Source organism: Microcella alkaliphila (assembly GCF_002355395.1).
GTDB lineage: Bacteria > Actinomycetota > Actinomycetes > Actinomycetales > Microbacteriaceae > Microcella > Microcella alkaliphila_A.
Genome location: NZ_AP017315.1, coordinates 1,113,695 through 1,138,916, shown reverse-complemented (window position 1 = coordinate 1,138,916; position 25,222 = coordinate 1,113,695). Strand labels below are relative to the sequence as shown.

General features: G+C 69.0%; 27 protein-coding genes. 3 read left to right on the top strand and 24 right to left on the bottom strand.

Translation table 11 applies throughout. The features are described from left to right. Window positions 1–3: 3 nt before the first annotated feature. From pheT to infC, 14 genes are all read right to left on the bottom strand, one after another. Complete coding sequence (gene pheT, locus CPY97_RS05590) at window positions 4–2,502, bottom strand: phenylalanine--tRNA ligase subunit beta (RefSeq protein ID WP_096421150.1); 2,499 nt, start codon at window positions 2,500–2,502, stop codon at window positions 4–6. After that, a complete protein-coding gene (gene pheS / locus CPY97_RS05585; protein WP_096423400.1) occupies window positions 2,502–3,542 on the bottom strand; it encodes a phenylalanine--tRNA ligase subunit alpha in 1,041 nt (346 codons plus the stop codon). The genes pheT and pheS overlap by 1 nt, the downstream gene beginning before the upstream one ends. A gap of 11 nt (window positions 3,543–3,553) precedes the next feature. Continuing rightward, on the bottom strand, window positions 3,554–4,456 hold the full coding sequence (locus tag CPY97_RS05580; RefSeq protein ID WP_096421149.1) for an amino acid ABC transporter permease: 903 nt from the start codon (window positions 4,454–4,456) through the stop codon (window positions 3,554–3,556). Next, entirely contained in the window at window positions 4,453–5,100 is a 648-nt protein-coding gene (locus CPY97_RS05575) for an amino acid ABC transporter permease (protein WP_096421148.1), read from the bottom strand. Before CPY97_RS05575 ends, CPY97_RS05580 begins: the two co-directional genes overlap by 4 nt. Window positions 5,101–5,175: 75 nt before the next feature. Beyond that, window positions 5,176–6,048: a glutamate ABC transporter substrate-binding protein gene (locus CPY97_RS05570; RefSeq protein WP_096421147.1), complete on the bottom strand. Its 873-nt coding sequence runs from the start codon at window positions 6,046–6,048 to the stop codon at window positions 5,176–5,178. A gap of 160 nt (window positions 6,049–6,208) precedes the next feature. Next, window positions 6,209–7,453, bottom strand: coding sequence for an IS701 family transposase (locus CPY97_RS05565; RefSeq protein ID WP_150129172.1), 1,245 nt, complete (start codon window positions 7,451–7,453; stop codon window positions 6,209–6,211). Between the two features lie 53 nt (window positions 7,454–7,506). Then, window positions 7,507–8,256: an amino acid ABC transporter ATP-binding protein gene (locus tag CPY97_RS05560; RefSeq protein ID WP_096421146.1), complete on the bottom strand. Its 750-nt coding sequence runs from the start codon at window positions 8,254–8,256 to the stop codon at window positions 7,507–7,509. Between the two features lie 152 nt (window positions 8,257–8,408). Continuing rightward, window positions 8,409–9,356 (bottom strand): TAXI family TRAP transporter solute-binding subunit, encoded by a 948-nt coding sequence (locus CPY97_RS05555; protein ID WP_096421145.1) that lies wholly within the window; start codon window positions 9,354–9,356, stop codon window positions 8,409–8,411. Continuing rightward, the gene (locus CPY97_RS05550; RefSeq protein WP_096421144.1) at window positions 9,353–10,747 is read right to left on the bottom strand and encodes a sensor histidine kinase; all 1,395 of its coding nucleotides are present in this window, start codon (window positions 10,745–10,747) and stop codon (window positions 9,353–9,355) included. The genes CPY97_RS05555 and CPY97_RS05550 overlap by 4 nt, the downstream gene beginning before the upstream one ends. Window positions 10,748–10,750: 3 nt before the next feature. Then, window positions 10,751–11,422 carry a response regulator transcription factor gene (locus CPY97_RS05545; RefSeq protein ID WP_096421143.1) on the bottom strand — a complete coding sequence of 224 codons (672 nt, stop codon included), beginning with the start codon at window positions 11,420–11,422 and terminating at the stop codon, window positions 10,751–10,753. A 12-nt stretch (window positions 11,423–11,434) separates the two neighbouring features. Continuing rightward, window positions 11,435–12,250: a TrmH family RNA methyltransferase gene (locus tag CPY97_RS05540; RefSeq protein WP_096421142.1), complete on the bottom strand. Its 816-nt coding sequence runs from the start codon at window positions 12,248–12,250 to the stop codon at window positions 11,435–11,437. A 104-nt stretch (window positions 12,251–12,354) separates the two neighbouring features. Next, the gene (gene rplT, locus CPY97_RS05535) at window positions 12,355–12,741 is read right to left on the bottom strand and encodes a 50S ribosomal protein L20 (protein ID WP_096421141.1); all 387 of its coding nucleotides are present in this window, start codon (window positions 12,739–12,741) and stop codon (window positions 12,355–12,357) included. Between the two features lie 33 nt (window positions 12,742–12,774). After that, window positions 12,775–12,972: a 50S ribosomal protein L35 gene (gene rpmI / locus CPY97_RS05530; RefSeq protein ID WP_096421140.1), complete on the bottom strand. Its 198-nt coding sequence runs from the start codon at window positions 12,970–12,972 to the stop codon at window positions 12,775–12,777. Between the two features lie 64 nt (window positions 12,973–13,036). Then, window positions 13,037–13,627, bottom strand: coding sequence for a translation initiation factor IF-3 (gene infC / locus CPY97_RS05525; RefSeq protein WP_096421139.1), 591 nt, complete (start codon window positions 13,625–13,627; stop codon window positions 13,037–13,039). A 251-nt stretch (window positions 13,628–13,878) separates the two neighbouring features. Here infC and CPY97_RS05520 point away from each other — a divergent pair, with 251 nt between their 5' ends. After that, window positions 13,879–14,202 carry a DUF1844 domain-containing protein gene (locus CPY97_RS05520; RefSeq protein ID WP_096421138.1) on the top strand — a complete coding sequence of 108 codons (324 nt, stop codon included), beginning with the start codon at window positions 13,879–13,881 and terminating at the stop codon, window positions 14,200–14,202. A gap of 31 nt (window positions 14,203–14,233) precedes the next feature. On the opposite strand, the gene CPY97_RS05515 is transcribed toward CPY97_RS05520, so the two are convergent. The 6 genes from CPY97_RS05515 to CPY97_RS05490 form a co-directional block, all read right to left on the bottom strand. After that, complete coding sequence (locus CPY97_RS05515; protein ID WP_096421137.1) at window positions 14,234–14,998, bottom strand: SseB family protein; 765 nt, start codon at window positions 14,996–14,998, stop codon at window positions 14,234–14,236. Window positions 14,999–15,002: 4 nt separating this feature from the next. Then, window positions 15,003–15,752, bottom strand: a complete 750-nt coding sequence (gene priA, locus CPY97_RS05510; RefSeq protein ID WP_096421136.1) for a bifunctional 1-(5-phosphoribosyl)-5-((5-phosphoribosylamino)methylideneamino)imidazole-4-carboxamide isomerase/phosphoribosylanthranilate isomerase PriA — start codon at window positions 15,750–15,752, stop codon at window positions 15,003–15,005. 85 nt (window positions 15,753–15,837) lie between these two features. Next, a complete protein-coding gene (gene hisH, locus CPY97_RS05505; protein ID WP_096421135.1) occupies window positions 15,838–16,479 on the bottom strand; it encodes an imidazole glycerol phosphate synthase subunit HisH in 642 nt (213 codons plus the stop codon). 2 nt (window positions 16,480–16,481) lie between these two features. Then, window positions 16,482–17,087, bottom strand: a complete 606-nt coding sequence (gene hisB, locus CPY97_RS05500; protein ID WP_096421134.1) for an imidazoleglycerol-phosphate dehydratase HisB — start codon at window positions 17,085–17,087, stop codon at window positions 16,482–16,484. Beyond that, window positions 17,084–18,175 (bottom strand): histidinol-phosphate transaminase, encoded by a 1,092-nt coding sequence (locus CPY97_RS05495; protein ID WP_231924054.1) that lies wholly within the window; start codon window positions 18,173–18,175, stop codon window positions 17,084–17,086. Before CPY97_RS05495 ends, hisB begins: the two co-directional genes overlap by 4 nt. A gap of 19 nt (window positions 18,176–18,194) precedes the next feature. After that, window positions 18,195–18,569, bottom strand: a complete 375-nt coding sequence (locus tag CPY97_RS05490; RefSeq protein WP_096421132.1) for a LysM peptidoglycan-binding domain-containing protein — start codon at window positions 18,567–18,569, stop codon at window positions 18,195–18,197. 283 nt (window positions 18,570–18,852) lie between these two features. On the opposite strand from CPY97_RS05490, the gene lexA reads away from it, so the two are divergent. Next, complete coding sequence (lexA, locus tag CPY97_RS05485; protein ID WP_096421131.1) at window positions 18,853–19,530, top strand: transcriptional repressor LexA; 678 nt, start codon at window positions 18,853–18,855, stop codon at window positions 19,528–19,530. On the opposite strand, the gene hflX is transcribed toward lexA, so the two are convergent. After that, window positions 19,527–21,113, bottom strand: a complete 1,587-nt coding sequence (gene hflX, locus CPY97_RS05480) for a GTPase HflX (protein ID WP_096423398.1) — start codon at window positions 21,111–21,113, stop codon at window positions 19,527–19,529. The two genes, lexA and hflX, sit on opposite strands and share 4 nt — an antisense overlap. Window positions 21,114–21,152: 39 nt before the next feature. On the opposite strand from hflX, the gene CPY97_RS05475 reads away from it, so the two are divergent. Continuing rightward, on the top strand, window positions 21,153–21,797 hold the full coding sequence (locus CPY97_RS05475) for a class I SAM-dependent methyltransferase (RefSeq protein ID WP_096421130.1): 645 nt from the start codon (window positions 21,153–21,155) through the stop codon (window positions 21,795–21,797). Between the two features lie 10 nt (window positions 21,798–21,807). Here CPY97_RS05475 and dapF read toward each other — a convergent pair whose 3' ends face one another. The 3 genes from dapF to miaB are packed head-to-tail and all read right to left on the bottom strand — an operon-like array spanning window position 21,808 to window position 25,201. Beyond that, complete coding sequence (gene dapF / locus CPY97_RS05470; RefSeq protein WP_096421129.1) at window positions 21,808–22,686, bottom strand: diaminopimelate epimerase; 879 nt, start codon at window positions 22,684–22,686, stop codon at window positions 21,808–21,810. Continuing rightward, on the bottom strand, window positions 22,683–23,618 hold the full coding sequence (miaA, locus tag CPY97_RS05465) for a tRNA (adenosine(37)-N6)-dimethylallyltransferase MiaA (RefSeq protein WP_096421128.1): 936 nt from the start codon (window positions 23,616–23,618) through the stop codon (window positions 22,683–22,685). Before miaA ends, dapF begins: the two co-directional genes overlap by 4 nt. Continuing rightward, window positions 23,615–25,201, bottom strand: a complete 1,587-nt coding sequence (gene miaB / locus CPY97_RS05460; protein WP_096421127.1) for a tRNA (N6-isopentenyl adenosine(37)-C2)-methylthiotransferase MiaB — start codon at window positions 25,199–25,201, stop codon at window positions 23,615–23,617. Before miaB ends, miaA begins: the two co-directional genes overlap by 4 nt. Between the last annotated feature and the right edge of the window lie 21 nt (window positions 25,202–25,222).

The window sequence follows — 25,222 nt, the reverse complement described above, 5'->3', positions numbered from 1 at the left end:
AGCTTAGGCCCGCAGACTCGCCCCGAATCGCTCGGCGGCGACCGCGAGGCCCGCCATTTTCGCCTCGGTCGCCTCGGCCTGGGTCAGCGTGCGGTCGGCAGCCCGGAAGCGCAGTGCGAGGGTGATCGACTTCGTGCCGACCTCGAGCCCGTCTCCGCGGTAGTCGTCGATGAGCGTCGCCGCCTCGAGCAACTCTCCCGCTCCCTCGATGACTGCTGCACGCACGTCTCCGGCGGGCACGTCGACGGGGACGACGAGCGACAGATCTTGCGTCGCCGCCGGATACGCCGAGAGGCTCTCGGCGACCAGATCGCCCTCTCCCAGCTCGATGAGGGCGTCGAGATCGAGTTCGAGCACGCCGACGCGGCGGGGCAGGTCGTTCTCGAGCGCGAGGCGCGGCAGCAACTCACCCGCGAGGCCCACAACGCGGTCACCGACGAGCAGTTCGGCGGTCCGGCCGGGGTGCAGCGCATCGTGGTTGCCCTGGCGCACGTCGAGCGCGACTCCCGCGGCGTTCGCCACGAGGCGGGCGGCCGCGATCACGTCGGCGATGCCGGCCGGTTCAGCGGGCTGCCCGATTCCGCGCGGGCGTCGGTCGCCCACGACGAGCGCGGCAACGCGCCACGGCTGCGGCGGGATGCTCGCGTCCAGGTCGGCGAGGACGTCATCGCTCGGGCGCGCCGACCCGAAGGGCACGGCGTCGACTCCGTAGGAGGCTCCGGCCTCCGGGCGGAACACGCGACCGATTTCGAAGATCGCCAGGTCGCTCAGACCGCGGGAGCGGTTGCGATGCGCGGTCGCGACGAGCGCGGGGATGAGGCTGCGGCGCAAATGAGCCGCCTCGGCGTCGAGGGCGTTCGCGAGCCGCATCGTGGCCGCATCCTCGCCATCGATCATGGCAATCTGCTCGGCCGTCGAGAAGGGGTAGTTCAGCACCTCGCTGAGGCCCGCCGCGGCGAGCGACGCGCCGATCGCGCGGCGCACGCGCTGCGAGCGGGTGAGGCCACGGCCCGGCGGGGCGACGGGAAGCGCGGCGGGGATGCGGTCGTACCCAACGATGCGCGCCACCTCCTCGGCGAGCGAGGGGGCGTCAACGAGGTCGGGGCGCCAGCTCGGCGGCTCGACCATCCAGCCGTCGCCCTCGAGACGAATCTGGCAGCCGATGGCGTTGAGCGAGTCGGTGACCTCGTCGAGGGAGTAGTCCACGCCGATCAGGCTGTCGACGTACCCCTCGGGGAGGGCGATCTCGGCGGGACGCTTGGCCTCGATCCACTCGGACCCGAGTGAGTCGATCGTGCCGCCGGCGTGCTCGACGAGCAGGTCGGCAACGCGCTGCGCGGCTGGCGCCGCGACAAGCGGGTCGACGCCGCGGGCGAACCGCTTCGACGCCTCACTCGGCAGCTTGTGTCGACGTGCGGTGCGGCTGATCGAGACGGGATCGAAGTTCGCCGCCTCGATCAGCACATCGGTGGTGGAGTCGCTGACCTCGGTCGACGCGCCGCCCATGACGCCGGCGAGGCCGATCGGGCCCGATGCATCGGTGATCAGCAGGTCTTCCGTGTCGAGCGTGCGGGTCTGATCATCGAGCGTCACCAGGGTCTCGCCCACGACGGCACGACGTACCGTGATGCCGCCCGCGACCTTCTCGAGGTCGTAGGCGTGGATCGGCTGACCGAGTTCGAGCATCACGTAGTTGGTGATGTCGACGGGCAGAGAGATCGAGCGGATGCCCGCGAGTGCGAGGCGGGCGACCATCCACCCCGGAGTGGGCCGGGTCGGGTCGATGTCGCGCACGACGCGCGTGACGAAAACATCGCAGCCGCGGCGCCCGCGAATCGGCGAGTGGTCCTTCACCTCGACGCTGAAGCCGTCGGCCTCCCCCACCTCGAACGCCTTCGCCGGGTCGCGGAACACCGCCCCCGTCGCGTGCGAATACTCGCGGGCGATACCGCGAATCGAGAGCGTGTAACCGCGGTCAGGAGTGACGTTGACCTCGACGGCCACGTCGTCGAGACCGAGCAACGCGATCGCGTCAGTGCCCGGTTCAGGGTCGAGACCGAGGGTGACGAGGCGCAAGATTCCGTCGTGCTCGTCGCCGAGGCCCAGCTCGCGAGCGCTCGCGATCATGCCGTCCGAGACATGACCGTAGGTCTTCCGCGCACTGATCGGGAACGGACCGGGCAGCTCGGCGCCGGGAAGCGCCACGACGACCTTGTCGCCGACGTGGAAGTTGTGTGCGCCGCAGACGATGCCGCGCACCTCGGGCTCGCCCGACTCGGTCGTGCCGGTGCGCACCTGGCACCAGCGGATCGTCTTGCCGTTCTTCTGCGGCTCGTCGACGTACTCGAGCACCTCGCCGACGACGACCGGGCCGGAGATCGCGGTGCCGTGCACCGCCTCCTCCTCCAGGCCGACCTTGACGAGCGCGGCGTGCACGTAATCGGCGTCAGCTCCCTCGGGGAGGTCAGCCCACTCGCGGAGCCATGACAGGGGGATGCGCATCAGACACTCACTCCGAACTGCTGGGTGAAGCGCACATCGCCCTCGACCATGTCGCGCATGTCATGCACCTCATTGCGGAACATCAGGGTGCGCTCGATCCCCATGCCGAACGCGAAGCCCTGGTAGACATCGGGGTCGACTCCGGCAGCGCGCAGCACGTTCGGGTTCACCATGCCGCAGCCGCCCCACTCGATCCAGCGGGCACCGCCGCGGAAGGTGGGGTGCCACACGTCCAGCTCGGCGCTCGGCTCGGTGAAGGGGAAGTAGCTGGGGCGCAGACGGATGCGGGCACCCTCGCCGAACATCGTGCGGGCCATGTGCTCGAGCGTGCCGCGCAGGTGCGCCATCGTGAGGCCCTTGTCGATCGCGATGCCCTCCATCTGGTGGAAGACGGGCGTGTGGGTGGCGTCGAGCTCGTCGGTGCGGAAGACGCGGCCCGGGGCGACGACGTAGAGCGGCAGGCCGCGCTCGAGCAGGGCACGCACCTGCACGGGGCTCGTGTGCGTGCGCATCAGCAGGTGCGCATCCTCGGGCTCGACGAAGAAGGTGTCCTGCATCGCGCGCGCCGGGTGGTCGGGGTCGAAGTTCAGGGCGTCGAAGTTGTACCACTCGTTTTCGAGTTCGGGGCCTTCGGCGACCTCCCACCCCATGGCGACGAAGATGTCGCTCATCTGCTCCATGAGCGTCGTCAGCGGATGGCGTCCACCCGAAAGCCCCAGCGGAGGGATGGCCGTCACGTCGATCGCTTCCGCGGCGAGCGCCCGTGCCTCTTCTTCCGCGGCAAGGTCGGCCTCCCGGGCGGCGAACGCCTGCTGGACACGGCCGCGGGCCTGGCCCACGAGCTTGCCGAGGGCGGCCTTCTGGTCGGCGGGCACATCGCGCAGGCTTGCGTTCAGCCGGGCGAGCGTCGACTGCTCGCCCGCGTGCTGGGTGCGAGCGGCCTTCAGCGCGGCCGTGTCGGAGGCGGAATCGATGGCGGCGAGCGCCTGGTCGACCGCGTCGGCGACGGCGGATTCGGTGATGGGGAGGCTGTCGGGCACGAGCACCGAGTCTAGTCGGGCGTCGCCGACCCCTTGCCCGCCGTGGCGCGACCGCCCGTCGGCCCGGTCACCGTGGCGTCGACGACCGCCGGCCGCGTGCGTGACGCCGTTCGACGGGAGACGATTCGGGCCACCCACGACAGGATCAGGTTCATCACCAGGTACATCGCGAGCACGATGAAGAAGAACGAGAAGTTGTAGCGGTTGCCGAAGAAGTTCGTGAGGTTCTGGCCCGTGCGCAAGAGCTCGCTGTAGCCCACGATGTAGGCGAGTGAGGTGTCCTTCAGCAGCACGACCAGCTGCGCGATGATGATCGGCAGCATCTGCCGGAACGCCTGCGGGAATTCGATGATGAGGCGCGTGCGAATCGGGTGCAGCCCGATGGCGAGGCCCGCCTCCCGCTGACCGGCGGGGAGGGATCGGATGCCCGCGCGCAACGCCTCGCCGATGATCGCTCCGTTGTACACGGCGAGTGCCGTCACGCCAGCCCAGTACGTGCCGGTCGAGAAGACGAGCAGCACGAACAACATCATGAGCAGCACGGGCATGCCTCGGAAGAACTCCAGCAGCACGGCGACGGGGAACCGAATCCAGCGGCTGCGCGCGGTGCGCCCAAAGCTGAACAGGACGCCGATGGCGAGCGCCAAGACCGCGGCGACGGCAGCCATCGCGAGGGTGTTGAGGGCGCCGCGGCCGAGACTCTGCCAGACGACTGGGTCGGCGAAGATGTCCCACCGGCTGGAATCGAACAGACCAGGCAAGACGGCGCCCGCCGCGGTCGTGCGCTCGGCGGCAAGGGTCGAGATCAGCCAGGCCGTGAGGGCGATGAGGATGACGGCACCGACGACCGAGGTCATGGCGCTTCGTCGGCGTGCGACGGGGCCGGGCGCGTCGTAGAGCACGGAGATCGTCATCGCAGCACCGCCACCTTCTTCTCGATGCGCCCGGCGATCAGGCCGAGCGGGACGGTGACCAGCAGGTAGAAGAAGGCGACGCCCAGGAGGATCGGGATGACCGCGTCCCCCCGAGCGTTTGCGAGGGTGCGGCCGGCGGCGAAGAGTTCGAAGACGAAGAAGGCGCCGGCAACCGACGTGTTTTTCGTCAGCGCGATCAAGACGTTGATGAGCGGCGGGATCACCATGCGGACTGCCTGCGGAAGCACGATCACAAGCAGCACCTGCCCGAACGGCAGGCCGATGCTGCGCGCCGCCTCCGCTTGGCCGATGGGCACCCCGTTGATTCCGGATCGCACGGCTTCAGCGACGAACGGCGAGGTGTACGCGGTCAGACCGATCACCGCGAGCGGGAAGTACCCCGGGTTGAACTGCAGGTAGGGCAAGAGCGTGGCGCAGAAGAACAGCGCGAGGGTCAGCGGAGTGTTGCGCAACACTTCGGTGTAGACGGTCGCGAACGCGCGCAGCGAGGCCACCGGCGAGATGCGCATGGCGGCGATGATGACGCCGAGAACGAGCGCACCGATACCCGAGAGGGCGAGCAACTGCAGTGTTCCCCCGAACGCGCTGAGGAACGTCGGCAGGTTGTCGATGACCGCGTCGATCGTTCTGGTCCTTCCGTGAGGTGTGCCTCATGCGCGTGCGGGCCGTGACCGGCACGGCCCGCACGCGGTCTGTGACTAGTAGCGGTCGACCGCCGGAGGCTGGGGCGTCTCGAGCACGGCGCCGGCCGTGCCCTCCCATGCCGCAACCCAGCGCCCGTCGGCGTAGGCAGCCTCGAGCACGTCGTTGATCCAGTTGCGGAACTCGGTGTCGTCGAGTGCGAGACCAATGCCGTAGGGCTCGGCGGTGAACGGGTTGCCGACGACCTCGAACTCGCCGTCGGTTTGGTCGGCGAGACCGGCGAGGATGACGTTGTCGGTCGTCAGTACCTGCGCGGCGCCCGTGCGCAGCGGCTCCAGGCAGTTCGTGTACGTGTCGGTGGTCAGCACGTCGGCGGTCGCGTACTCGCGAATGTTCACCTCGGAGGTTGACCCCGTAACGGTGCACACGACCTTGTCGGCCAGGTCCTCGGGCCCGGTAATGCCGTCGGGGTTGCCGGCCGGCACGAGCAGGTCTTGCCCCGCCTCGTAATACGGGCCCGCGAACGAGATCACCTCTTTACGCGTGTCGTTGATCGTGTACGTGGCGATCACGATGTCGACCTCACCGTTCTGGATGAACGGTTCGCGGTTCGCCGACACGGTCTCGACCCACCTGATGTCCTCGGGAGCGATGCCGAGCTCGGCGGCAATGATCTTGCCGATCTCGACGTCGAAGCCGACAGGAACACCGCCGGGCCCGGCGAGGCCGAACAACGGCTGGTCGAACTTCGTGCCGATCGTGATGGTGCCGGCGTCGGCGAGCGCCGCCATGGTGGTACCCGGCTCGAACTGCGCATCCTCGACGACCTCGGGCTCGGGCGTCGATGATCCGGTGTCGGCGCAGGCGCTGAGTGCGAGTGCGGCCACCGCGGCGGTGGCAATGGTCCAGCGTGTCGAACGTCTCCGCATGGAGTCCCCCTCGTTGCTGTGTGTGATCCGCCCCACCGGTCGGCGGGGCGGCCTTCCCTAGTAGTACTTGGTTAGGTTGGTCCAGCGCGTTGGCAGTAGGGGCAGTGGCTGAGCAGGCGGATGACCGCGGTCTGAAGGTCGCGGAGGATGCCGTAGAAGCTCAGGCTGCCCCGCGGGCTTTTGGGTCCGCGCTCAGGCGCTGGATCGTGATGAACAGGTGCGCGGCGCTCACGAGCGTGACGTGGTGGTGCCACCCGGGCCAGGTGCGTCCTTCGAAGTGGTCCAGGCCCAGGCCGTGCTTGAGTTCGCGGTAGTCGTGCTCGATGCGCCAGCGGATCTTCCCGAGCCGAACCAGCTCCGCGATCGGCGTGTGGGCGGGGAGGGTGGACAGCCAGTAGTCGGTGGGCTCGTCCGCGTCGTCCGGCCATTCGGCGAGTAGCCAGCACTCGGGTAGCGATCCGTCGGGCTCGCGGGGCAGGTTCCGGTTCGCGGGGCGCACCCGCGTGGCGGTGAACCGGCTGGTCATCATGCCGCGTGATCCTTGCCGCCACGACACCTGCTCGAACGCGTCGTCGCCGAGGGCTGCGATGAGGCTCTTCGCGCGGATCGGGTCACTGCGGTAGCTGGCCTGCACGGGTGGCCGCCCGCGTCCGCGGTAGGGCGGCATCTCGAACACCGCGGCTTCGGGGTGCATGCTGGTGTCCGACTTCACCTGCACCACGTAAGGGATTCCGCGGTCGGTGAGCGCGGTGCGGAAGTAGCCGATCTCGCCGTATCCGGCGTCGGCGCAGATCAGCGGCGGCAGCAGCCCCCAGCTGCGAAGCTCGTCGATCATCTCCAGCGCGAGCTCCCACTTCGGTCGATGCCGCACCGCGTCGGGGATCTGCGCCTTCACCCGCCGCGCGACGACGAGGTCGGCGTGCTCGTTGGTGTCCGAGCAGGTGTCGTCCCACGATTCGGGAAGGAACAGCCGCCAGTCCAACGGGCAAGACGCCGCATCGGTGACCGCGTGCACGGTGACACCGATCTGCACGTTCCCGACCTTTCCGAGCGTGCCCGAGTACTGCCGCGCCACCCCAGGTGAGGCTGGGCCGTCCTTGACGAACCCGGTGTCATCGACAACCCACGCCTCCGGCGACAACAGCGACGCCGCCTTACGGGCGAGCCGACGACGCACCGGCTCGACAGGCCACGGCGAGGAGGACACGAACTGCTGCAGCTGCTGATAATCGATGCCGAGCCGGTCGCCCATCGGCTGCATCGACTTCCGCCTGCCCTCCAGCATCAGGCCCTGCAGATACAGGCCACCCTTGGACCGCTGATCCTTCCGAGCCAGCGACGCGAACACCTCACCGACGAACTCGTCCAACTCGACCCGCACCCGCTCGATCTCATCCACCCGCACGCCGCGAGGTTAACAGTCACCACGACCATTAACAAGGACCTAACCAAGTACTACTAGTGGGTGAGGATCTTGGACAGGAAGTCTTTGGCCCGTTGCGTTTGCGGGTCAGTGAAGAACTTCTCGGGAGTCGCTTCTTCGACGATCTCGCCGTCGGCCATGAACAGCACGCGGTCGGCGGCACGACGGGCGAAGCCCATCTCGTGGGTGACGACGATCATCGTCATGCCGTCTTTCGCGAGCTGCACCATGACGTCGAGGACCTCGTTGATCATCTCGGGGTCGAGGGCCGAGGTGGGCTCGTCGAGCAGGATGAGTTTCGGCTCCATCGCGAGCGCCCGTGCGATCGCGACGCGCTGCTGCTGGCCACCGGAGAGCTGGGCTGGCATCTTGTGCGCCTGATTGGCGACACCCACCCGGTCGAGCAGGGCCATCGCCCTGGCCTCGGCGTCGGCCTTCGACAGGCGGCGCACTTTCCGCGGGCCGAGCGCGACGTTCTCGAGAACCGTCTTGTGCGCAAACAGGTTGAACGCCTGGAAGACCATGCCGACATCGGCCCGCAGTTGTGCGAGAGCCCGTCCCTCGGCGGGAAGCGCCTGGCCGTCGATACGAATTTCCCCACCATCGATCGTCTCGAGTCGGTTGATCGCGCGGCAGAGGGTCGACTTGCCCGAGCCACTCGGGCCGATGACGACGACGACCTCGCCCTTCTGCACGGAGGTCGTGACGTCCTTCAAAACGTGCAGGTCACCGAAGTGCTTGTTGACATTGTCGATCGCAACGAGTGGTTCAGACACCAACGCCATCCCTTCGGACTCGGGCTGCGGCCACCGAGGGGGCGACGATCACGCGAGAGCGCATCGACAGTGGCGGCACGGGTTCACGGTAGGCCGGGCACCCACCCCGGTCACCGTCCTTGAGCGTTTCTTGAGCCAGCCCCAGCGGCCGGCCCACGGCCTCAGCGGGCGTTGCGGTAGTAATCGATGGCCCCGGGGTGCAGCGCCACCGGGTCCGTGAAGATGGCCTGCCGCGGGTCGAGGAGTGCCGCAACGGGCACCTCCGCCGCAATATCGGAGCGCGCCGCAAACAGCACTCCGAGGAGATCGGCGACCAGCGCATCCGGGGTGTCGGATGCGACGAGCAGGTAATTAGGAACCGTCATCGTCGCGGTCGCCTCGACCCGCCCGTACGCGCCGATCGGAAACTCGGCGAGCCGGTACACGCGGCCGTGCTCGGCGTTGACCGCCTCAACCGTCTCGACCTCGATCGAGAGCAACTGGGCGCGCGTGTCGTCGAACAGTTTGGCAAGGCCCGGAGTGGGAAGCCCCCCGACCCAGAAGAAACCCTCGATCTCGCCCGCGCTCAATGCGGCGATAGATTCGCCGAGGCCGAGCTCACGGTCATCGACCATCGCAGGGTCAACGCCGGCGGCTCGCAGTACGCGACTCGCCACCAGGTTCACGCCCGACCCTGGCGCGCCGAGGGACACAGGATGCCCGGCGAAGTCCGCCACATCATCAATCTCGGAATCGGCGCTCACCACGACGTGCACGTACTCGTCATATAGCCGGGCGATCGCCTGGACCGCGAGCGGCTCGGAGAACGGGCCGGTGCCAGCGACCGCGTCGGCCGCGGCGTCACTCTGGGCGAAGCCGAGAAGGGCCCGCCCGTCGCCGAGCCGCTGCAGGTTGTCGACGCTGCCGTTCGTCTCGTCGACCGTGACCACCGAGGGCCGCGTCTCGGAGAGCACCTCGGCAAGCTGCTCACCGAAGGCGTAGTACACGCCCGTGCTGCCCCCGCCCGCGATGGCGTAGCGGTCCGGCGCGGGCGGAGCCGTGCATCCGGCCACCCCCGCGAGCACGAACACCGCGACGACGGCGGCGATTGCCCGACGGCGAGCCCTCACGACGCGTTTCCCCTCGTCAGGCGCAGCGTCACGGCAAGGCCGCCGTCCTCGGGCGCATCGACGCGGATTCGGCCGCCCACCGAATTCAGCAGATCAGTCGCGATCGCGAGCCCCAGCCCCGACCCGGGAGTGCTACGGTTCTGCGGGCTCCGCCAGAAGCGATCGGTCAGAAGGGCCAGCTCCTCCGTGTCGACGCCGGGGCCGTTGTCGCGCACGACGATGTCGACGCCGTCGCCGCCCTCCGCTCCGGCGTCGCTGGGCCTCACCGTGACGGTGATGCGAGCGCCGTGGGGCGAGAACTTCACCGCGTTGTCGATCACGGCGTCGAGCGCGCTCTCGACGATCGTGCGGTCGGTCTCGAGTGGTTCGACGTGCTGCGCGCTCAGGCAGAGTGACACAGCCGCGTTGGCCGCGACGTCGCGCCAGGCCTCGACCCGGCCTTCGACGAGCTCGGCCACGTCAATCCACTCGACGGTTGCTCCGCGCTGGCCGCTCCGCGCGACATTCAAGAGCGTGTCGAGGATGCGCGTCATCCGTCGACCCTCTTCGCGGGTCTCCTCGACATCGCGCTGCCACTCCTCCCCCAGCCCGGTCGCCAGGTGCTCGACCCGCACGAGGAGGGCACCCAGGGGGTTACGCAGTTCGTGGGAGGCGTTGAGGGCGAACTCTTGCTGGCGGGACATGACACGCTCGATCTCCTCAGCCATGCCGTTGAAGACCTGAATCATGCGCTGCAGTTCGGGTGGGCCCGTGTCGTCGGCGATACGGGCGTCGATCTCACCCCGTTCAATGGCCGCCATCGCCCGGTCGACGCGTCGAACCGGCCGCAGAACCCAGTTCGCCAGCCGGAACACCACGATCAGGCCGATGCCCGTCGCCAGGCCTGCCCCGACAAGCAGGAGCGCCCACTGTTCGACGATCGCCTCGCGGGCGAGGTCAACGTCGCCCGCCACCACGATCGCGCCGATCGCATCCCCGTTGTCGAGCACCGGCTCGACGATCACGACCTCCGTGAGCGCCCACGGCCACGCCGGTTGCGGGACCTCTCCGCGCCGGCCGGCGAGCGCCAGTTGCAGCTGCGCCTCCGTGCGCTCCGTGAGCGACTCGGCCCCCGCCCCGCCGCTCGCGAACGGGGAGCCCGACCGGTCCACCACGAGCACCCGACTGCCGTACACGTCGGCGTAGCGCACCGCCTCGGCCTCGACGAGTTCGGGAGTCGCCGAGCGCAACGCCTGGCGGGCCGACGCGGTGAAGTAGGCGACATCACCCAACTGCTCGGCAATGTGCTCCTGCTGAATGCTGCGGGCCGCGCTCCAGGCGTATGCGCCGCCCAGCACGACGAGCACCCCGAGCAGGGGCACGAGGAACACCACGACGAGGCGCCGACGCACGATTCAGCCTCCGGCGAAGCGGTAGCCGACACCGCGCACCGTCTCGATCAGGTCGACGCGGCCCGACTTGCGCCGAATCGACCCCACGTGCACCTCGAGCGAGCGGCTGTACGAGTGCCAGTCGGTCTGCCAGACCTCGCGAATGATGCGCTCACGGGGCATCACCACCCCCGGATACCGGGCGAGCACCGCGACGATGTCGAACTCGGTACGGGTCAGGTCAATAGGCCTGCCCGCAACCTCGAGCACACGACTCGCGAGGTCAAGCCGGGCACCCGACACCTCGACCACCTGGTCGAGCGTCTGCTCAGACGCCACCGTGCGAAAGCGCCGCGTCACCGCCTCGATGCGCGCGACCAGCTCCAACACGTTGTACGGCTTCACCACGAAATCGTCGGCACCGGCACGCAGACCCCGAATACGTTCCTGCACGTGGCTGCGCGCCGTCGCAATGATGATCGGCACGCCCGACTGCTGCCGAATGAGTCGGCAGAGCTCCACCCCGTCCATGTCGGGAAGACCGAGGTCGAGCAAGACCACTTCCGTGTCCGACGAGAGCTGACTGAGCGCCTGCTGCGCGTCCGCGGCGCTCACCGTGACGTAGCCGGACTTCCTCAAGAAGCCGCGGAGGGCATCCATCAGGCGGTCGTCATCCTCGACGATCAGAACCGACACGTCAGCGGCCCCTCATCCGGTGGCGCCCGCGGCCCGCTGCGCAAACGCGCTCTCGTAGAGGCAGACGGCCGCCGCGGTGGCAAGGTTCAGCGACTCGGCCTGGCCGTAGATGGGCACGATAACGGCGCGGTCAGCGCGAGTCAGCTGCTCGGTGGTCAGCCCCCGCGCCTCGTTGCCGAACAGCCACGCGGTCGGTCCGTCAAGGTCACCATCGGACCGGGCGGCCAACAGGTCGTCACCCGAAATGTCGGCCGCGAGCACGCGAACCCCCGCACCACGCAGGGCGTCGAGCGCCTCGTCGAGGCCGACGCCGACCACGACCGGCAGGTGAAAGAGCGAGCCCGTCGTCGCGCGCACCGCCTTCGGGTTGAACGGGTCAACGCTCGTGCCGGTGAGGATGACCGCGTTGGCACCCGCCGCATCGGCGACCCGAATCACCGTTCCCGCATTGCCCGGGTCGCGGACCTCCTCGAGCACCGCCACGAGGCGTGGGCCGGCTGCGACGACGTCGGCCAGCGCGGACGGGAACGTCTCGCAGACCGCCACCATGCCCTGGGGAGTGACGGTGTCGGCGATCGCGTCGAGGACCGCCTCGGTGACGATTTCGATGCGGATGTCGTGAGCCGGCGCATCCCGAATCAGCGCGCCCGCGCGATCGCGCGCCGGAGCGGTGACGAAAAGCTCGCGGACGAGCTCGGGCCGGAACCGGATCGCCTCGGCGACCGCCTGCGGACCCTCGACCAGAAACAGGCCGGTCTCGGCACGCTGGTTCTTCTTCGCAAGCTTCGCCGCCGCGCGCACGCGGGGCGAGCGCGGGTTGTCGATCACGCGCTCATGCTAGCGAGACGCGGGCAAACACGGGGTGAACGCGACGATGGCGCGCACCCCGCGAGGGATGCGCGCCATCGTGTGATGTCGTGCGACGGCGACGCCTACGCAGCCGACTTCGGGGCCGAGGTGTCGGCCGGGAGGGCCTTCTTCGCGGTCTCGACGAGCGTGGCGAACGTGGCCGGCTCGTTGACGGCCAGCTCGGCCAGCATGCGACGGTCAACCTCGACACCGGCGAGGCCGAGGCCCTGGATGAGACGGTTGTAGGTCAGGCCGTTCTGGCGGGCAGCGGCGTTGATGCGCTGGATCCACAGGCGGCGGAACTCGCCCTTGCGTGCGCGACGGTCGCGGTACGCGTACACGAGCGAGTGGGTGACCTGCTCTTTGGCCTTGCGGTAGAGGCGCGACCGCTGACCGCGGTACCCCTCGGCGCGCTCGAGAATGACCCGACGCTTCTTGTGGGCGTTAACTGCCCGCTTGACTCTCGCCATCTTCTTTCGTCCTTACTTCGTCGTGTCTCGGCGTTACTTCTCGCCGATGAGCTTCTTGATGACCTTCGCGTCCTGGGGCGCGAGAACCTGCTCGCGGTTCAGTCGGCGGGTCAGCTCGCTCGACTTCTTCTCCAGGTTGTGACGCATACCGGCGGACTGCTTCATGACCTTGCCGCTGCCGGTGGTCTTGAAGCGCTTCTTCGCCCCGGAGTGGGTCTTCTGCTTGGGCATCTCTTCCTCGTTTCGTTGCGGGTGCTGCACGCGCCCTCGCGGGCGGTCAGATGTGGGGCGGTGACTACTCGTCGTCACCGGCGCGGCCCTGACGGGCCGCCTTCGCCTCGGCGCGGGCCTGGTTTTGCTCGGCCTTTGCCTCGGACTTGTTCTTCAGCGGCGCGATGATCATCGTCATGTTGCGGCCGTCGATCGTGGGCTTGTTTTCGACGACACCGAGTTCGGCGACGTCTTCGGCGAAGCGCTGCAACAGACGCACGCCCATCTCGGGGCGGGACTGCTCGCGGCCGCGGAACAGGATCATGGCCTTGACCTTGTCGCCGGCCTTCAAGAAGTTCTCGGCGCGCTTGCGCTTCGTTTCGTAGTCGTGAGAGTCGATCTTCAGACGGAACCGGACCTCTTTCAGCACGGTGTTCGCCTGGTTGCGTCTGGCCTCTTTCGCCTTCTGCGCGGCCTCGTACTTGAACTTGCCGTAGTCCATGATCTTCACCACGGGCGGCTTCGAGTTCGGGGCGACCTCGACGAGGTCGAGGTCGGCTTCCTGCGCCAGGCGCAGAGCGACTTCAACCTTCACGACGCCGACCTGCTCGCCTCCCGGCCCGACCAGGCGGACCTCGGGGACGCGGATGCGGTCGTTGGTTCTTGGTTCGCTGATGGCGACTCCTCTAACGTGTCAGAACTGCTGGCAACCCAGCCGAGACGGTCTTGGTGGACCCGATCGAGGAGTGACGTTTCCACGGCGCGCACGGCCGCGGTAGCCCCTAACTCTCGGCAGAATGACCTGGCCGAGGGAGGCATTGCGACCCGGTAACCTAAGTGCGGTCAAGCGCGGGTGGGAGCGAACTCCACTTTCGTACCGGGGAAATGGCCCCGGAGCCCGCCCAAGAATAGCAGAACGAGGTCATCATGGACACCGCCGCCCGCGACATCGCCGAGGTGCCGGCCGTTGAGATCATCAACGCCGCGTGCGTTCACCTCTTGAGCGCCGCCGCCGTGAAGTGCGGCCTGTCGGAGAACGGCGAGAACGAGATCGACCTCGCTGAGGCCCGGTCGCTGATCAATGCGCTCGCCGGCCTCGTCACCGCCGCCGCCCCCGAACTCGGTGACCACCACGCCCGACCGCTGCGGGACGGCCTGCGTTCGGTACAGCTCGCCTTCCGCGAGGCCTCCGCCTTCCCCGACGCCCCCGGCAAGGGGCCGGGCGAGAAGTGGACCGGCCCGGTCACCTGATCGCGGCCCTCTGACGATCGACGTTCGCTGACTACCGCGGCGCGGCGATCGGCTGAATGCTGATGGAGTCGACGCGCTCGGCGACGGTGGGATCGGACGCCCACGCCGCCCCGAGCGCCGACAGCGCGGCGCGCACCTCCTCGGGCTGAGCATCCGGATCGTGCGCCACACGCACGACCACTTCGGGCCCCGCACCGGTCGCCCGCGGGTCGCCGGGCACGACCGACACCGCCCAGATGACAGGATGCTCGTTCGCCGGTCTCGAAAGCGCCTCCACAACGTCGTCGTCGTCCACGGCGGGCGCCCACGGCCGTGACTGCGCGACGGCCCAGACCGCCGGTCTCGGCAGTACGACAAGCGTCTCGGACCGGGGATCGATCACAACGCGGTCGGTGTTCTCGGATGCCGCGGCCAGCGCCACTCGCACCGCATCGGCCGGAACGGGTCGGGCGTCAGCGCGCCATGCCGCCATCGCGGCGGTCGACGAGAAGACCGGCAGCACCGGGCGGCCATCGGGGCCCTCGACCGTGATGATCGACAGCTCCTGCGACTTGTCGACCAGCTGACCGTCGGGGCCCACCCCCGTCTCCCCCGCGACCGCCACCAGCGGAATCAGGAAGCGGCAGCGACGGATGGTCTCCACGAGATCGACGATGGTCGCCTCGCCCGCGCGAAACGCGGCGTGCGCCTCGAGAAACGCAGCGGGCGCGGTGCCGTCGTCGGCGGCGTTGGGGTTCGGTTCGAATGACCGACCCTTCCAGGGCTGGCCGGCCGAGTCGGTCGGACCGAGCGCCACGAGATCAGCGTCCGGCGACGTCGAGCGCCTCAGGGAGCGTGAACGCCCCGGCGTACAGCGCCTTGCCGACGACCGCGCCCTCCAGTCCGAGCGGCACGAGCTCGCGCAGCGCGGCGATGTCGTCGAGGGTTGCGACGCCTCCGGAGGCGATGACGGGGCGGTGGGTGCGCTCCATCACGGCGCGCAGGAGGTCGAGGTTCGGCCCCTTCAGCGTTCCGTCCTTCGTCACGTCCGTGACGACGTAGCGCGCGCATCCCGCCTCTTCGAGGCGCTCCAGGACGCTCCACAGATCGCCGCCCTCTTCCGTCCAGCCGCGGGCGGCGAGCGTCGTGCCGCGCACGTCGAGGCCGACCGCAATCGCCTCGCCGTATTCGGCGATCACGTGGGCGGCCCACTCGGGGTTCTCGAGCGCCGCCGTGCCGAGATTGATGCGCTTAGCGCCGGTCGCGAGCGCGGCCTCGAGGCTCGCGTCGTCGCGAATGCCGCCGGACAGCTCGATGTTGACGCGCTTGGGCGTCGACTTGACGACCTTCTTGATGATCGAGCGGTTGCTGCCGCGGCCGAAGGCGGCATCGAGGTCGACGAGGTGGATCCACTCGGCACCCTGGTCAGCCCACTCGTGGGCCGCGTCAATCGGATCACCGAAACTCTCCTCCGTGCCCGCCTCACCCTGGGTGAGCCGAACGGCCTTGCCGTCGGCGACGTCGACCGCCGGCAGCAACGTGAGGTGGGGAACGCGGGAGAACTCGCTCATCAGAAACTTTCTCGCTGGGTACGAACGTATCGGGGCTCACGGCCAGCACACGAGCCTACCCCTCGTCCCCTGGGGCAAAAAACAACTAGAGCGACTGCACCCAGTTGCGCAGGAGGGCGAGACCCGCCGCGCCCGACTTCTCGGGGTGGAATTGCGTGGCCGCCAGCGGGCCGTTCTCGACCGCCGCGACGAAGCGCTCGCCGTGCTCAGCCCACGTCACCGACGGGGCGGTGATCGCCGGATTCGTCACCTCGAGCGTCCATTCCGTTGCCGCGTACGAGTGCACAAAGTAAAAGCGTTCGTCGTGCAGGCCCGCGAACAGCCGCGACTCAGCGGGCGCGTCGATCGGGCTCCACCCCATGTGCGGCAAAACCGGCGCGGTCAGTTCACGCACCGTGCCTGGCCACTCGCCGAGCCCCTCCGACGTCGTGCCGCGCTCGACGCCGCGGTCGAACATGATCTGCATGCCGACACAGATGCCGAGAACCGGTAGCCCGCCCGCGAGTCGCCGATCGATGAGCTCGTTGCCGCGCACGGCCTTCAGGGCCGTCATGACGGCGTGAAAGGCGCCCACACCCGGGACGAGAAGGCCGTCAGCCGCCATGACTGCAGAGCGATCTGCCGTGAGGCGCACGCGTGCGCCGGCCGCCTCCATCGCCTTCGCCGCCGAGTGCACGTTGCCCGAGCCGTAGTCGAGCAGCGCGACGGTGGGCGCGGCGCCGGACACGTTCAGAGCGCACCCTTGGTCGACGGGATGCCCGACACGCGTGCGTCTGGCTCCACGGCCTTCCGAAACGCGCGAGCGAAGGCCTTGAACTGCGCCTCGGCGATGTGGTGCGGGTCGCGACCCGCGAGCACGGTGAGGTGCACCGACAGGCCCGCGTGGAACGTGATCGCTTCGAACACGTGGCGCACCATGGAACCGGTGAAGTGGCCGCCGATGAGGTGGTGCTCGAAGCCCTCGGGCTCGCCCGAGTGAACGAGGTAGGGGCGCCCCGAGACGTCGACTACGGCGCGCGCGAGCGCCTCATCGAGCGGCACGTGGGCGTCGCCGAAGCGGGCGATGCCCGACTTGTCGCCGAGCGCTCTCGCGATGGCCTGGCCGAGCACGATTCCCGTGTCTTCGACCGTGTGGTGTACGTCGATGTCCGTGTCGCCGTGGGCGGACACCTCGAGGTCGACGAGGGCGTGCTTCGCAAAAGCCGTCAACATGTGGTTGAAGAACGGCACCGTCGTGTCGATCGAGGAACGGCCCGTGCCGTCGAGATTGAGGGACAGGCGGATGCTCGACTCGCTCGTCTCGCGGCGAAGGTCGGCGGTGCGGGGGCTGGTCACCTGGGCATCCTACCGAGCACGTCGAGGAACTCACTGGTCTCGGCCTCGGTGCCGGCGGTGACCCGCAGGTGGCCGGCGAGCCCGACATCGCGGATAAGGATGTCGCGCTCGAGCAGGTAGTGGAACGTCGCGGCCGGATCGTCGACGCCGCCGAACAGCACGAAATTCGCCCAGCTGTCGTGCGGGGCGTAGCCGAGTGCGGGCAGCTCGGCCAGCAGTCGGTCTCGCTGGGTGCGAATCGCGTCGACCGTCGCGAGCATCGTCGGTGCCTGCTGCAGGGCGGCGACCGCCGCCGCCTGCGTGATCGCCGACAGGTGGTACGGCAACCGCACGAGCCGCAGGGCGTCGATCAGGGCGGGATCGGCGGCGAGGTAGCCCAGGCGCGCTCCCGCGAATGCGAACGCCTTACTCATCGTGCGGGACACGGCCAGGCGGGGGCGGCCCGGCAGCAGGGACAGCGCCGAACGGTGTCCATCGGGCATGAATTCGGCGTACGCCTCATCAACAAGCAGGATGCCGGTCGTCGCGGCGTAGGCGGCCTCAACGGTCTCAAGCCCGAGGGGGGTGCCCGTCGGGTTATTGGGGGCACACAGCACGACAATGTCGGGCTGTGCTCGCTCGATCGCAGACCGCACCGTCTCGGGGCTGATTCGGAAGTCAGCGTCGCGCTCGGCCGTGATCCACTCCGTTCCAGTGCCGGCCGCGATGATCGAGTGCATCGAGTACGTGGGCGGGAAACCAAGAATTCGGCGACCCGGGCCCCCGAACGCTTGCAGCATGTGCTGGATGACCTCGTTCGAGCCATTGGCCGCCCATACCTGGTCGGGCGTGACCGGATCGGCCGGCTCCGCAGCACTCAGGTAGGAGGCGAGGTGCTCGCGAAGCTCCGTGAACTCACGGTCGGGGTAGCGGTTGACGCCGCGAACGGCGCGCTCGACGGCCGCCGTCACGTGGGCGACGACCGCCTCGGGCACGGGATGCGTATTCTCGTTGACGTTGAGTTGAATGCGGACGGGCCGCTGGGGGGCACCGTATGGTGTCGCCCCGCGCAGGTCGTCGCGGATAGGCAGGTCCTCGAGCCGAGTCACGTGCCCATCGTAGGGCGGCTTAGTCGAGGTAACGCTCGGGGAGCAGCAGCGTCTGACCCGGCATGACCGCCGCCGAGTCGAGCCCATTCAGGGTGATGATGTCGGCAACCAGGTCGGCGGGGTTGGCGCCGGGTGCCACGGACCCGGCAAGCTGCCACAGAGTCTGACCGGCCTCGACGGTCACGACGGGCAGCACTACGTCGCCGGAGGTTGCGGTCGCCTCGCCGCCGGAGAGGGCGAGCGCCACGACGAGAGCGACGATCGGCGCGGTGACCAGCGTCGTAATGACGGCGCGACCGCGCCGCGTCAGACGCAACCGCGTGGCGACGGGAGCGGACGAGGCGTCAGCGCTGCGAACGATGGTGGGGAACGCACCTGCGTCGATCGTGGTCATCGTGGGCTCCTCGTGTCAGGGATCGGGCCTCCGGCGGCGGGGGCCCGCCGGAGGTGCATCGCCCCTCGGCCGGGAGGGGCGATGCGAACCCGTGTTCCGAACATACATTCGATCGAACGCGAGTTCAAGTGTTTCTGCCGAAATTGTGACCGGAACCACCGACACGCTCGAACAGATGTTTGATTGCGACGGAGTTGCTGGATAGAGTTTCGACACCACGGACAGTCGACCATCGACCACCGACATCGCCCACGCGGCGGCCCACGACGAGCGAGGGAACCCCATGGCTGAAAGCACCGCGAGCAGCAGCGGCACCCGTCGCCGCACCACGCTGAGCGACAAGCAGCAGGCAATCCTGCGAGCGATCCAGGCGTCAATCGCCCAGCGCGGCTACCCGCCGAGCATGCGTGAGATCGGCGAGGCCGTCGGCCTGTCGTCGCTCTCGAGCGTCGCGCACCAGCTGGGGCAGCTCGAACTGAGCGGCTACCTGCGGCGCGACCCCAATCGGCCGCGAGCGATGGAGGTTCTCATCGACCTCGAGCCGTCCGCGTCCGAGCATCCCGATCCCGATGCTCCCCAGGTTGCCGATGCGGCCATGGTGCCTCTCGTCGGTCGCATCGCGGCGGGCATCCCGATCACGGCCGATCAGATGGTCGAAGAGGTCGTGCCACTCCCCCGCACGCTCGTGGGCAACGGCGAACTGTTCATGCTGACCGTCGTCGGAGACTCGATGATCGACGCCGCCATCTGCGATGGCGACCTCGTCGTCGTACGACGCCAGCAAACGGCAGAGAACGGCGAGATCGTCGCGGCGATGCTCGACGGCGAGGCCACGGTCAAGGTGTTCCGTCAGCGAGACGGTCACACGTGGCTGTTGCCCCGCAACACGGCGTACGAACCGATCCTCGGCGACCACGCCGAGGTGCTCGGCAAGGTCGTCGCGGTGTTGCGCTCGGTCTAAGAACCGTTCGGCGCCGAAGAAGCGGTCGCGTCCGCGACCACAAACTCGGCAAGGTGCGCCTCGTGCTGAGGCGACACGAAGGCGTGCACGCGGGTGCCGCCCTCCTCGTACTCGGTCGACAGGATGCGGCCGCGCTCGTGCAGCAGTGCAACGAGCTCGCCCCGGTCGTAGGGCACCACGACGACGACCTCGACGTCGGGGTCGGGCAACACCTCGCCGATGCGGGCGCGCAACTCGTCGATGCCCTCACCCGTCTTGGCGGAAACAAAGACCGCCGTGGGTTCGAGACCGCGCAGCAGCAGTCGCGCATCCTCGTCGATGAGGTCGCTCTTGTTGAACGCCACGATCTCGGGAATGTCGCGAGCGTCAACGCTGCCGATCACGTCGCGGACGGTCGCCAACTGCGCCGCCGGGTCGGGATGCGCGCCGTCGACCACGTGGACGATCACGTCAGCCTCGCCCACCTCTTCCAGGGTCGAGCGGAACGCCTCGACCAGCTGGTGCGGAAGGTTGCGCACGAAGCCCACCGTGTCGACGAGGGTGAACGGGCGGCCGTCCGGCGTGGACGATTTGCGCACCGTCGCGTCGAGGGTCGCGAAGAGGGCGTTCTCGACGAGGACGCCTGCCCGCGTAATGCGGTTCAACAGACTCGACTTGCCCGCGTTCGTGTAGCCGGCGATCGCGACGCTCGGCACCGAGTACCGGTCTCGATTCGCGCGCTTGGCCGCCCGGGCCGGAGCAAAGCCCTTGATCTGGCGCCGCAGCTTCGCCATGCGCGTGTTGATGCGCCGACGGTCGAGTTCGATCTTCGTCTCACCGGGACCACGCGAGCCCATACCGGCGCCCCCGGCGCCCACCTGGCCACCGGCCTGGCGTGACATCGAGTCACCCCACCCGCGCAAGCGCGGAAGCAGGTACTCGAGCTGCGCGAGTTCCACCTGCGCCTTACCCTCTCGGCTCTTCGCGTGCTGGCTGAAGATGTCGAGAATGACGGCGGTGCGGTCGATGACCTTTACCTTCACCACGTCTTCTAGGGCGCGGCGCTGGCTGGGCGCGAGCTCGGTGTCGGCGACGACCGTGTCGGCCCCCAGCTCGGCCACAATCATCGCCAGCTCGGCCGCCTTGCCCTTGCCGAGATACGTGCTCGGGTCGGGGTGCGGGCGACGCTGAAGCAGGCCGTCGAGCACGACGGCGCCGGCGGTCTCGGCGAGCGCAGCCAGCTCCCGCAGCGAGTTTTCGGCGTCCTCGAGCGAACCGTGGGAGTACACGCCGATCAACACGACGTTCTCCAGACGCAGCTGCCGGTACTCGACCTCGGTGACGTCATCAAGCTCTGTCGAGAGGCCGCGCACCCGCCTGAGCGCCGCGCGGTCTTCCCGGTCGAATTGGTCGCCATCCCGGTCGTCGAGGTAGTCGCTCTGCTGCTGCAGGGCCGTGGCCCGCCCCTCGCGGATGCTGACGCGGCGGGCGGCACTGTCGGCATTCGCGAGAACGCGCGCAACAGCGTCGGCCCCGTGGTCGACGGGAGCCTCGCTCGTGCCGGGGGCGGTGTCGTCGCCCGGCGTCACACCGTCGGAAATCATTCGCTTCAGCATAGTGCTCACGTTCGGTAGATTCACTGCATGGCTCAGGAGCACTACTTCAGCGCTCAGCCGGCCGGAGACTTCACCCCCCGCACCCTGCAGGTGCAGCTCGACGGACAGCCCGTCGACGTGGTCACCGCGGGCGGAGTGTTCAGCCCGTCGACGATCGACACCGGAACCCAGGTGCTGTTGGGATCCGTTCCCGCACCCGCGCCCGGCGGCGACCTGCTTGACCTCGGCTGCGGGTGGGGCCCGATCGCGCTGACGCTGGCGTTGAAGTCGCCGCGCGCCCGCGTGTGGGCGGTCGACGTCAACGAGCGCGCCCGCGAGCTAACGCGGATGAACGCCGAGCGACTGGGGCTCGACAACGTGACGGTCGCCGCGCCCGACGAGGTGCCGAGCGAGATACGGTTCACGACGATCTGGTCGAACCCGCCGATTCGCATCGGCAAGGGTGAACTGCATGGGCTGCTGGATGCGTGGCTGCCGCGACTCGACGATGGCAGCGACGCCTGGCTGGTCGTCGCCCGCAACCTGGGCTCCGACTCGCTGCAACGCTGGATGGAGAGCCAGTACGCCGGCGAGCTGCAGGTGACGCGCGCGGCAACCAATAAGGGGTATCGCGTGCTGCGGGCACGGAACCGCTCAGGGCTCACCGGCCCCATTCGGGTGCAGCGCGGGTAGTTCTTCGCCGCTAGACGGTGAGTTCGCCGTCGAAGACCAGTGCCGCAGGTCCGCTCAGGGCCACGTGCTCGCCATCCTCAGCGGCGAACATCCGAACCCCGAGCGTGCCGCCCGGCACCTCCACGCGCCACTCGTTCGGCGATCCAGCCCCCGCCCAGTGCCGCACCGCGAGGGCTGCGGCGGCCGCCCCGGTGCCGCACGACAGCGTCTCGCCGCTACCGCGCTCGTGAACGCGCATCCGGATGCGGCCGATACCGTCGCGCACCAGCGGGTCGGCCGGCACCACGAACTCGACGTTGGCGCCCGCTTCCTGCACCGGGTCGAGCTGCGGCACGACCGACAGATCAATGCCGGCTAGCTCGTCGTCGCCTGCGACGGCGACCACGACGTGCGGGTTCCCGAGGTCGATGCCGAGCCCTGGGCGAGCGACGGGCAGGTCGCGGGCCCGCACGAGCGGCTCCTCCCCCGTCAGCCGCCAGCGGCCGAGGTCGACCGCGAACCCGTCGGCGAGGCGGTGCACATCGCGCACGCCCGCGCGCGTGCCGATCGGAACGGAGTGACCGGGCGCCAGATCGAGAAAGCCGCGCTCGATGAGGTAGTGCACGAACACGCGAATGCCGTTGCCGCACATCTCGGCGACGCCGCCGTCGGCGTTCGCGTAGTCCATGAACCACTCCGCCTCCGGCTCATCGGCGAGGATGGCTGCCCCCTCGGGGATGCTCGCCGAACGCACTGCGCGGATCACACCGTCGCCGCCGACGCCGAAGTGGCGATCCGCAATCGCGGCCCGCTGGGCCTCAGACAGCACGACCTCCCCGTCGGGGTCGGCGAAGAGCACGAAGTCGTTGCCGGTTCCGTGGCCCTTGGTGATGAGGAGCGTGTCGGTCACCCGGCCATGCTATCGACGCAACGATCGGCGAGCGCGGTGAGCGCAGCATCCCGAGCGTCGTCGTCGAGGGCGTCGACCCAGTGGGTTGCCGCGTCGCGACGAAACCAGCTGACCTGGCGGCGCGCGTAGCGGCGCGTCAGCGCGGCCGTATCGGCGATCGCCTCCTGCTCGGTGCACCGGCCCGCGAGCTGGTCGAGCGCCTGCGCGTAGCCGATCGCGCGCGAGGCGGTGGGGCCACGCTCCAGCCCCCGCTCGCGAAGCGTTGCGACCTCGTCGAGCAGGCCAGCGCGCCACATGTCGTGGACGCGCGTGTCCAGGCGCTCGACGAGGTGGGAGCGCTCGACGGCGAGACCCAGCTGCGTGTACGCGCGCCAGGGGGTGCTGCGTGCGGCGAGCCCCGGTCGGGCGCCCTCGCCCGTCACCTCGCCGATCTCGAGCGCGCGGATCACCCGGCGGGCATTGTTCGGATCGATCGCGGCCGCCGCATCGGGGTCACGGCGCTCCAGCTCGTCGACCAGGTGGCCAAGCCCGCGCTCGGCGAGCAACGCCTCGTATCGGGCCCGAATCTCCGGGTCCGTTCCCGGGAACCGGAAGTCGGTGACGACCGACGCGACGTACAGGCCGGAGCCGCCGACGAGAATCGGCACCGCGCCGCGGGCGACGATCTCCTCGATGGCCCGGCGAGCATCCCGCTGGTAGGTGGCGACGGACGCCTCGTCGGTGACGTCGAGCACGTCAATGAGGTGGTGCGGGATTCCGCGGCGCTCGGCCACCGGCAGCTTGGCCGTGCCGATATCCATACCCCGATACAGCTGCATCGCGTCGGCGTTCACGATCTCGGCGGAGACGCCCCGATCCTGGATGCGCGCGGCCAGTTCCAGCGACGCGGCCGTCTTTCCGGTTCCGGTCGCCCCGACCAGGACGGCGATCACGACAGCGAGCCGCGCACTCCGTCGGCCGGGTCGTAGATCGGAGTCGTGGGGCCCGCCGGGGCGCCCACCCGGAGACCGGGGAGCCCGAGCGAGACGCGCGGGGCGCCATCGCCTGCTGCCGATGGCGTCGGCACGCCACAGCTGTCGGCCTGGGCGCGGTCCCACGCGTCACCGGCCCGGGTGCGGCGAATGCGCAAAGGGCCGTCGTGGTCGGCGAGCAGGTGGAACGGCGCCGCCTGCGTGATGGTCGTCGTGACGACGTCGCCGGGGCGGGGCCGCGGGGCGCCGTCGGGCACCCGCACGTGCACGAGCCGGCTGTCTTCGGCGCGACCCGAGATGCGCTCGGTCTCAGCGTCTTTCTTGCCCTCACCGGTGGCGATCAGCACCTCGACCTCGCGGCCGACCTGGCGCTGGTTCTCCTCCCAGCTGATGTGCTCCTGCAGTGCGATGAGCCGCTCGTATCGCTCTTGCACGACCGCCTTCGGCACCTGGTCGGGCATGGTCGCTGCGGGCGTGCCGGGTCGAACCGAATACTGGAAGGTGAACGCGCTCGCGAAGCGCGCCTCCTCGACGACGCGCAGGGTGTCGGCAAAGTCGTCGTCGGTCTCGCCCGGGAACCCGACGATGATGTCGGTAGAGATCGCCGCATCCGGGATGCGCGCGCGCACCCGATCGAGGATGCCGAGGAACTTCTCGCTGCGGTACGAGCGGCGCATGGCCTTCAGGATGCGGTCGGAGCCGGACTGTAGCGGCATGTGCAGCTGCGGCATGACCGCGGGGGTCTCGGCCATGGCGTCGATGACGTCGTCGGTGAAGGCCGCCGGGTGCGGGCTCGTGAAGCGGATGCGCTCGAGCCCGTCGATGCGCCCCGCCGCGCGCAGCAGCTTGCCGAACGCCTGTCGGTCGCCGAACTCGACACCGTAGGTGTTGACGTTCTGACCGAGCAGCGTGACCTCGATGGCACCGTCATCGACGAGGGCCTGAATCTCGGCGAGGATGTCGCCGGGGCGGCGGTCCTTCTCTCTGCCGCGCAGGCTCGGCACGATGCAGAACGTGCACGTGTTGTTGCAGCCGACCGAAATGCTCACCCACCCGGAGTAGGTCGAGTCGCGCTTCGTCGGCAACGTCGAGGGGAACACCTCGAGTGCCTCGAGAATCTCGAGCTGCGCCTCCCCGTTGTGCCGGGCCCGCTCGAGCAGGGCGGGCAGCGAGCCCATGTTGTGGGTGCCGAAGACCGCGTCGACGTACGGCGCCTTCTTCAGGATCGTCGACGTGTCTTTCTGAGCCAGGCACCCGCCGACGGCGATCTGCATACCGGGTCGCTCGCGCTTGACGCTGGCGAGGTGGCCGAGGTTGCCGTAGAGCTTGTTGTCGGCGTTCTCGCGGACGGCGCAGGTGTTGATGACGACGACGTCGGCGATGTCTCCGCTCGTGGCCGGGACGTAGCCGGCAGCTTCGAGGGAGCCTGCGAGTCGTTCGGAGTCATGCACGTTCATCTGACAGCCGTAGGTGCGCACCTCGTAGGTGCGCGGCGTCTCGGATTCTGCGATGCCCGTGCGGGGCGTGGCGAGGGTGCTGCTCATGGTGCGAGCAAGTCTACGCGC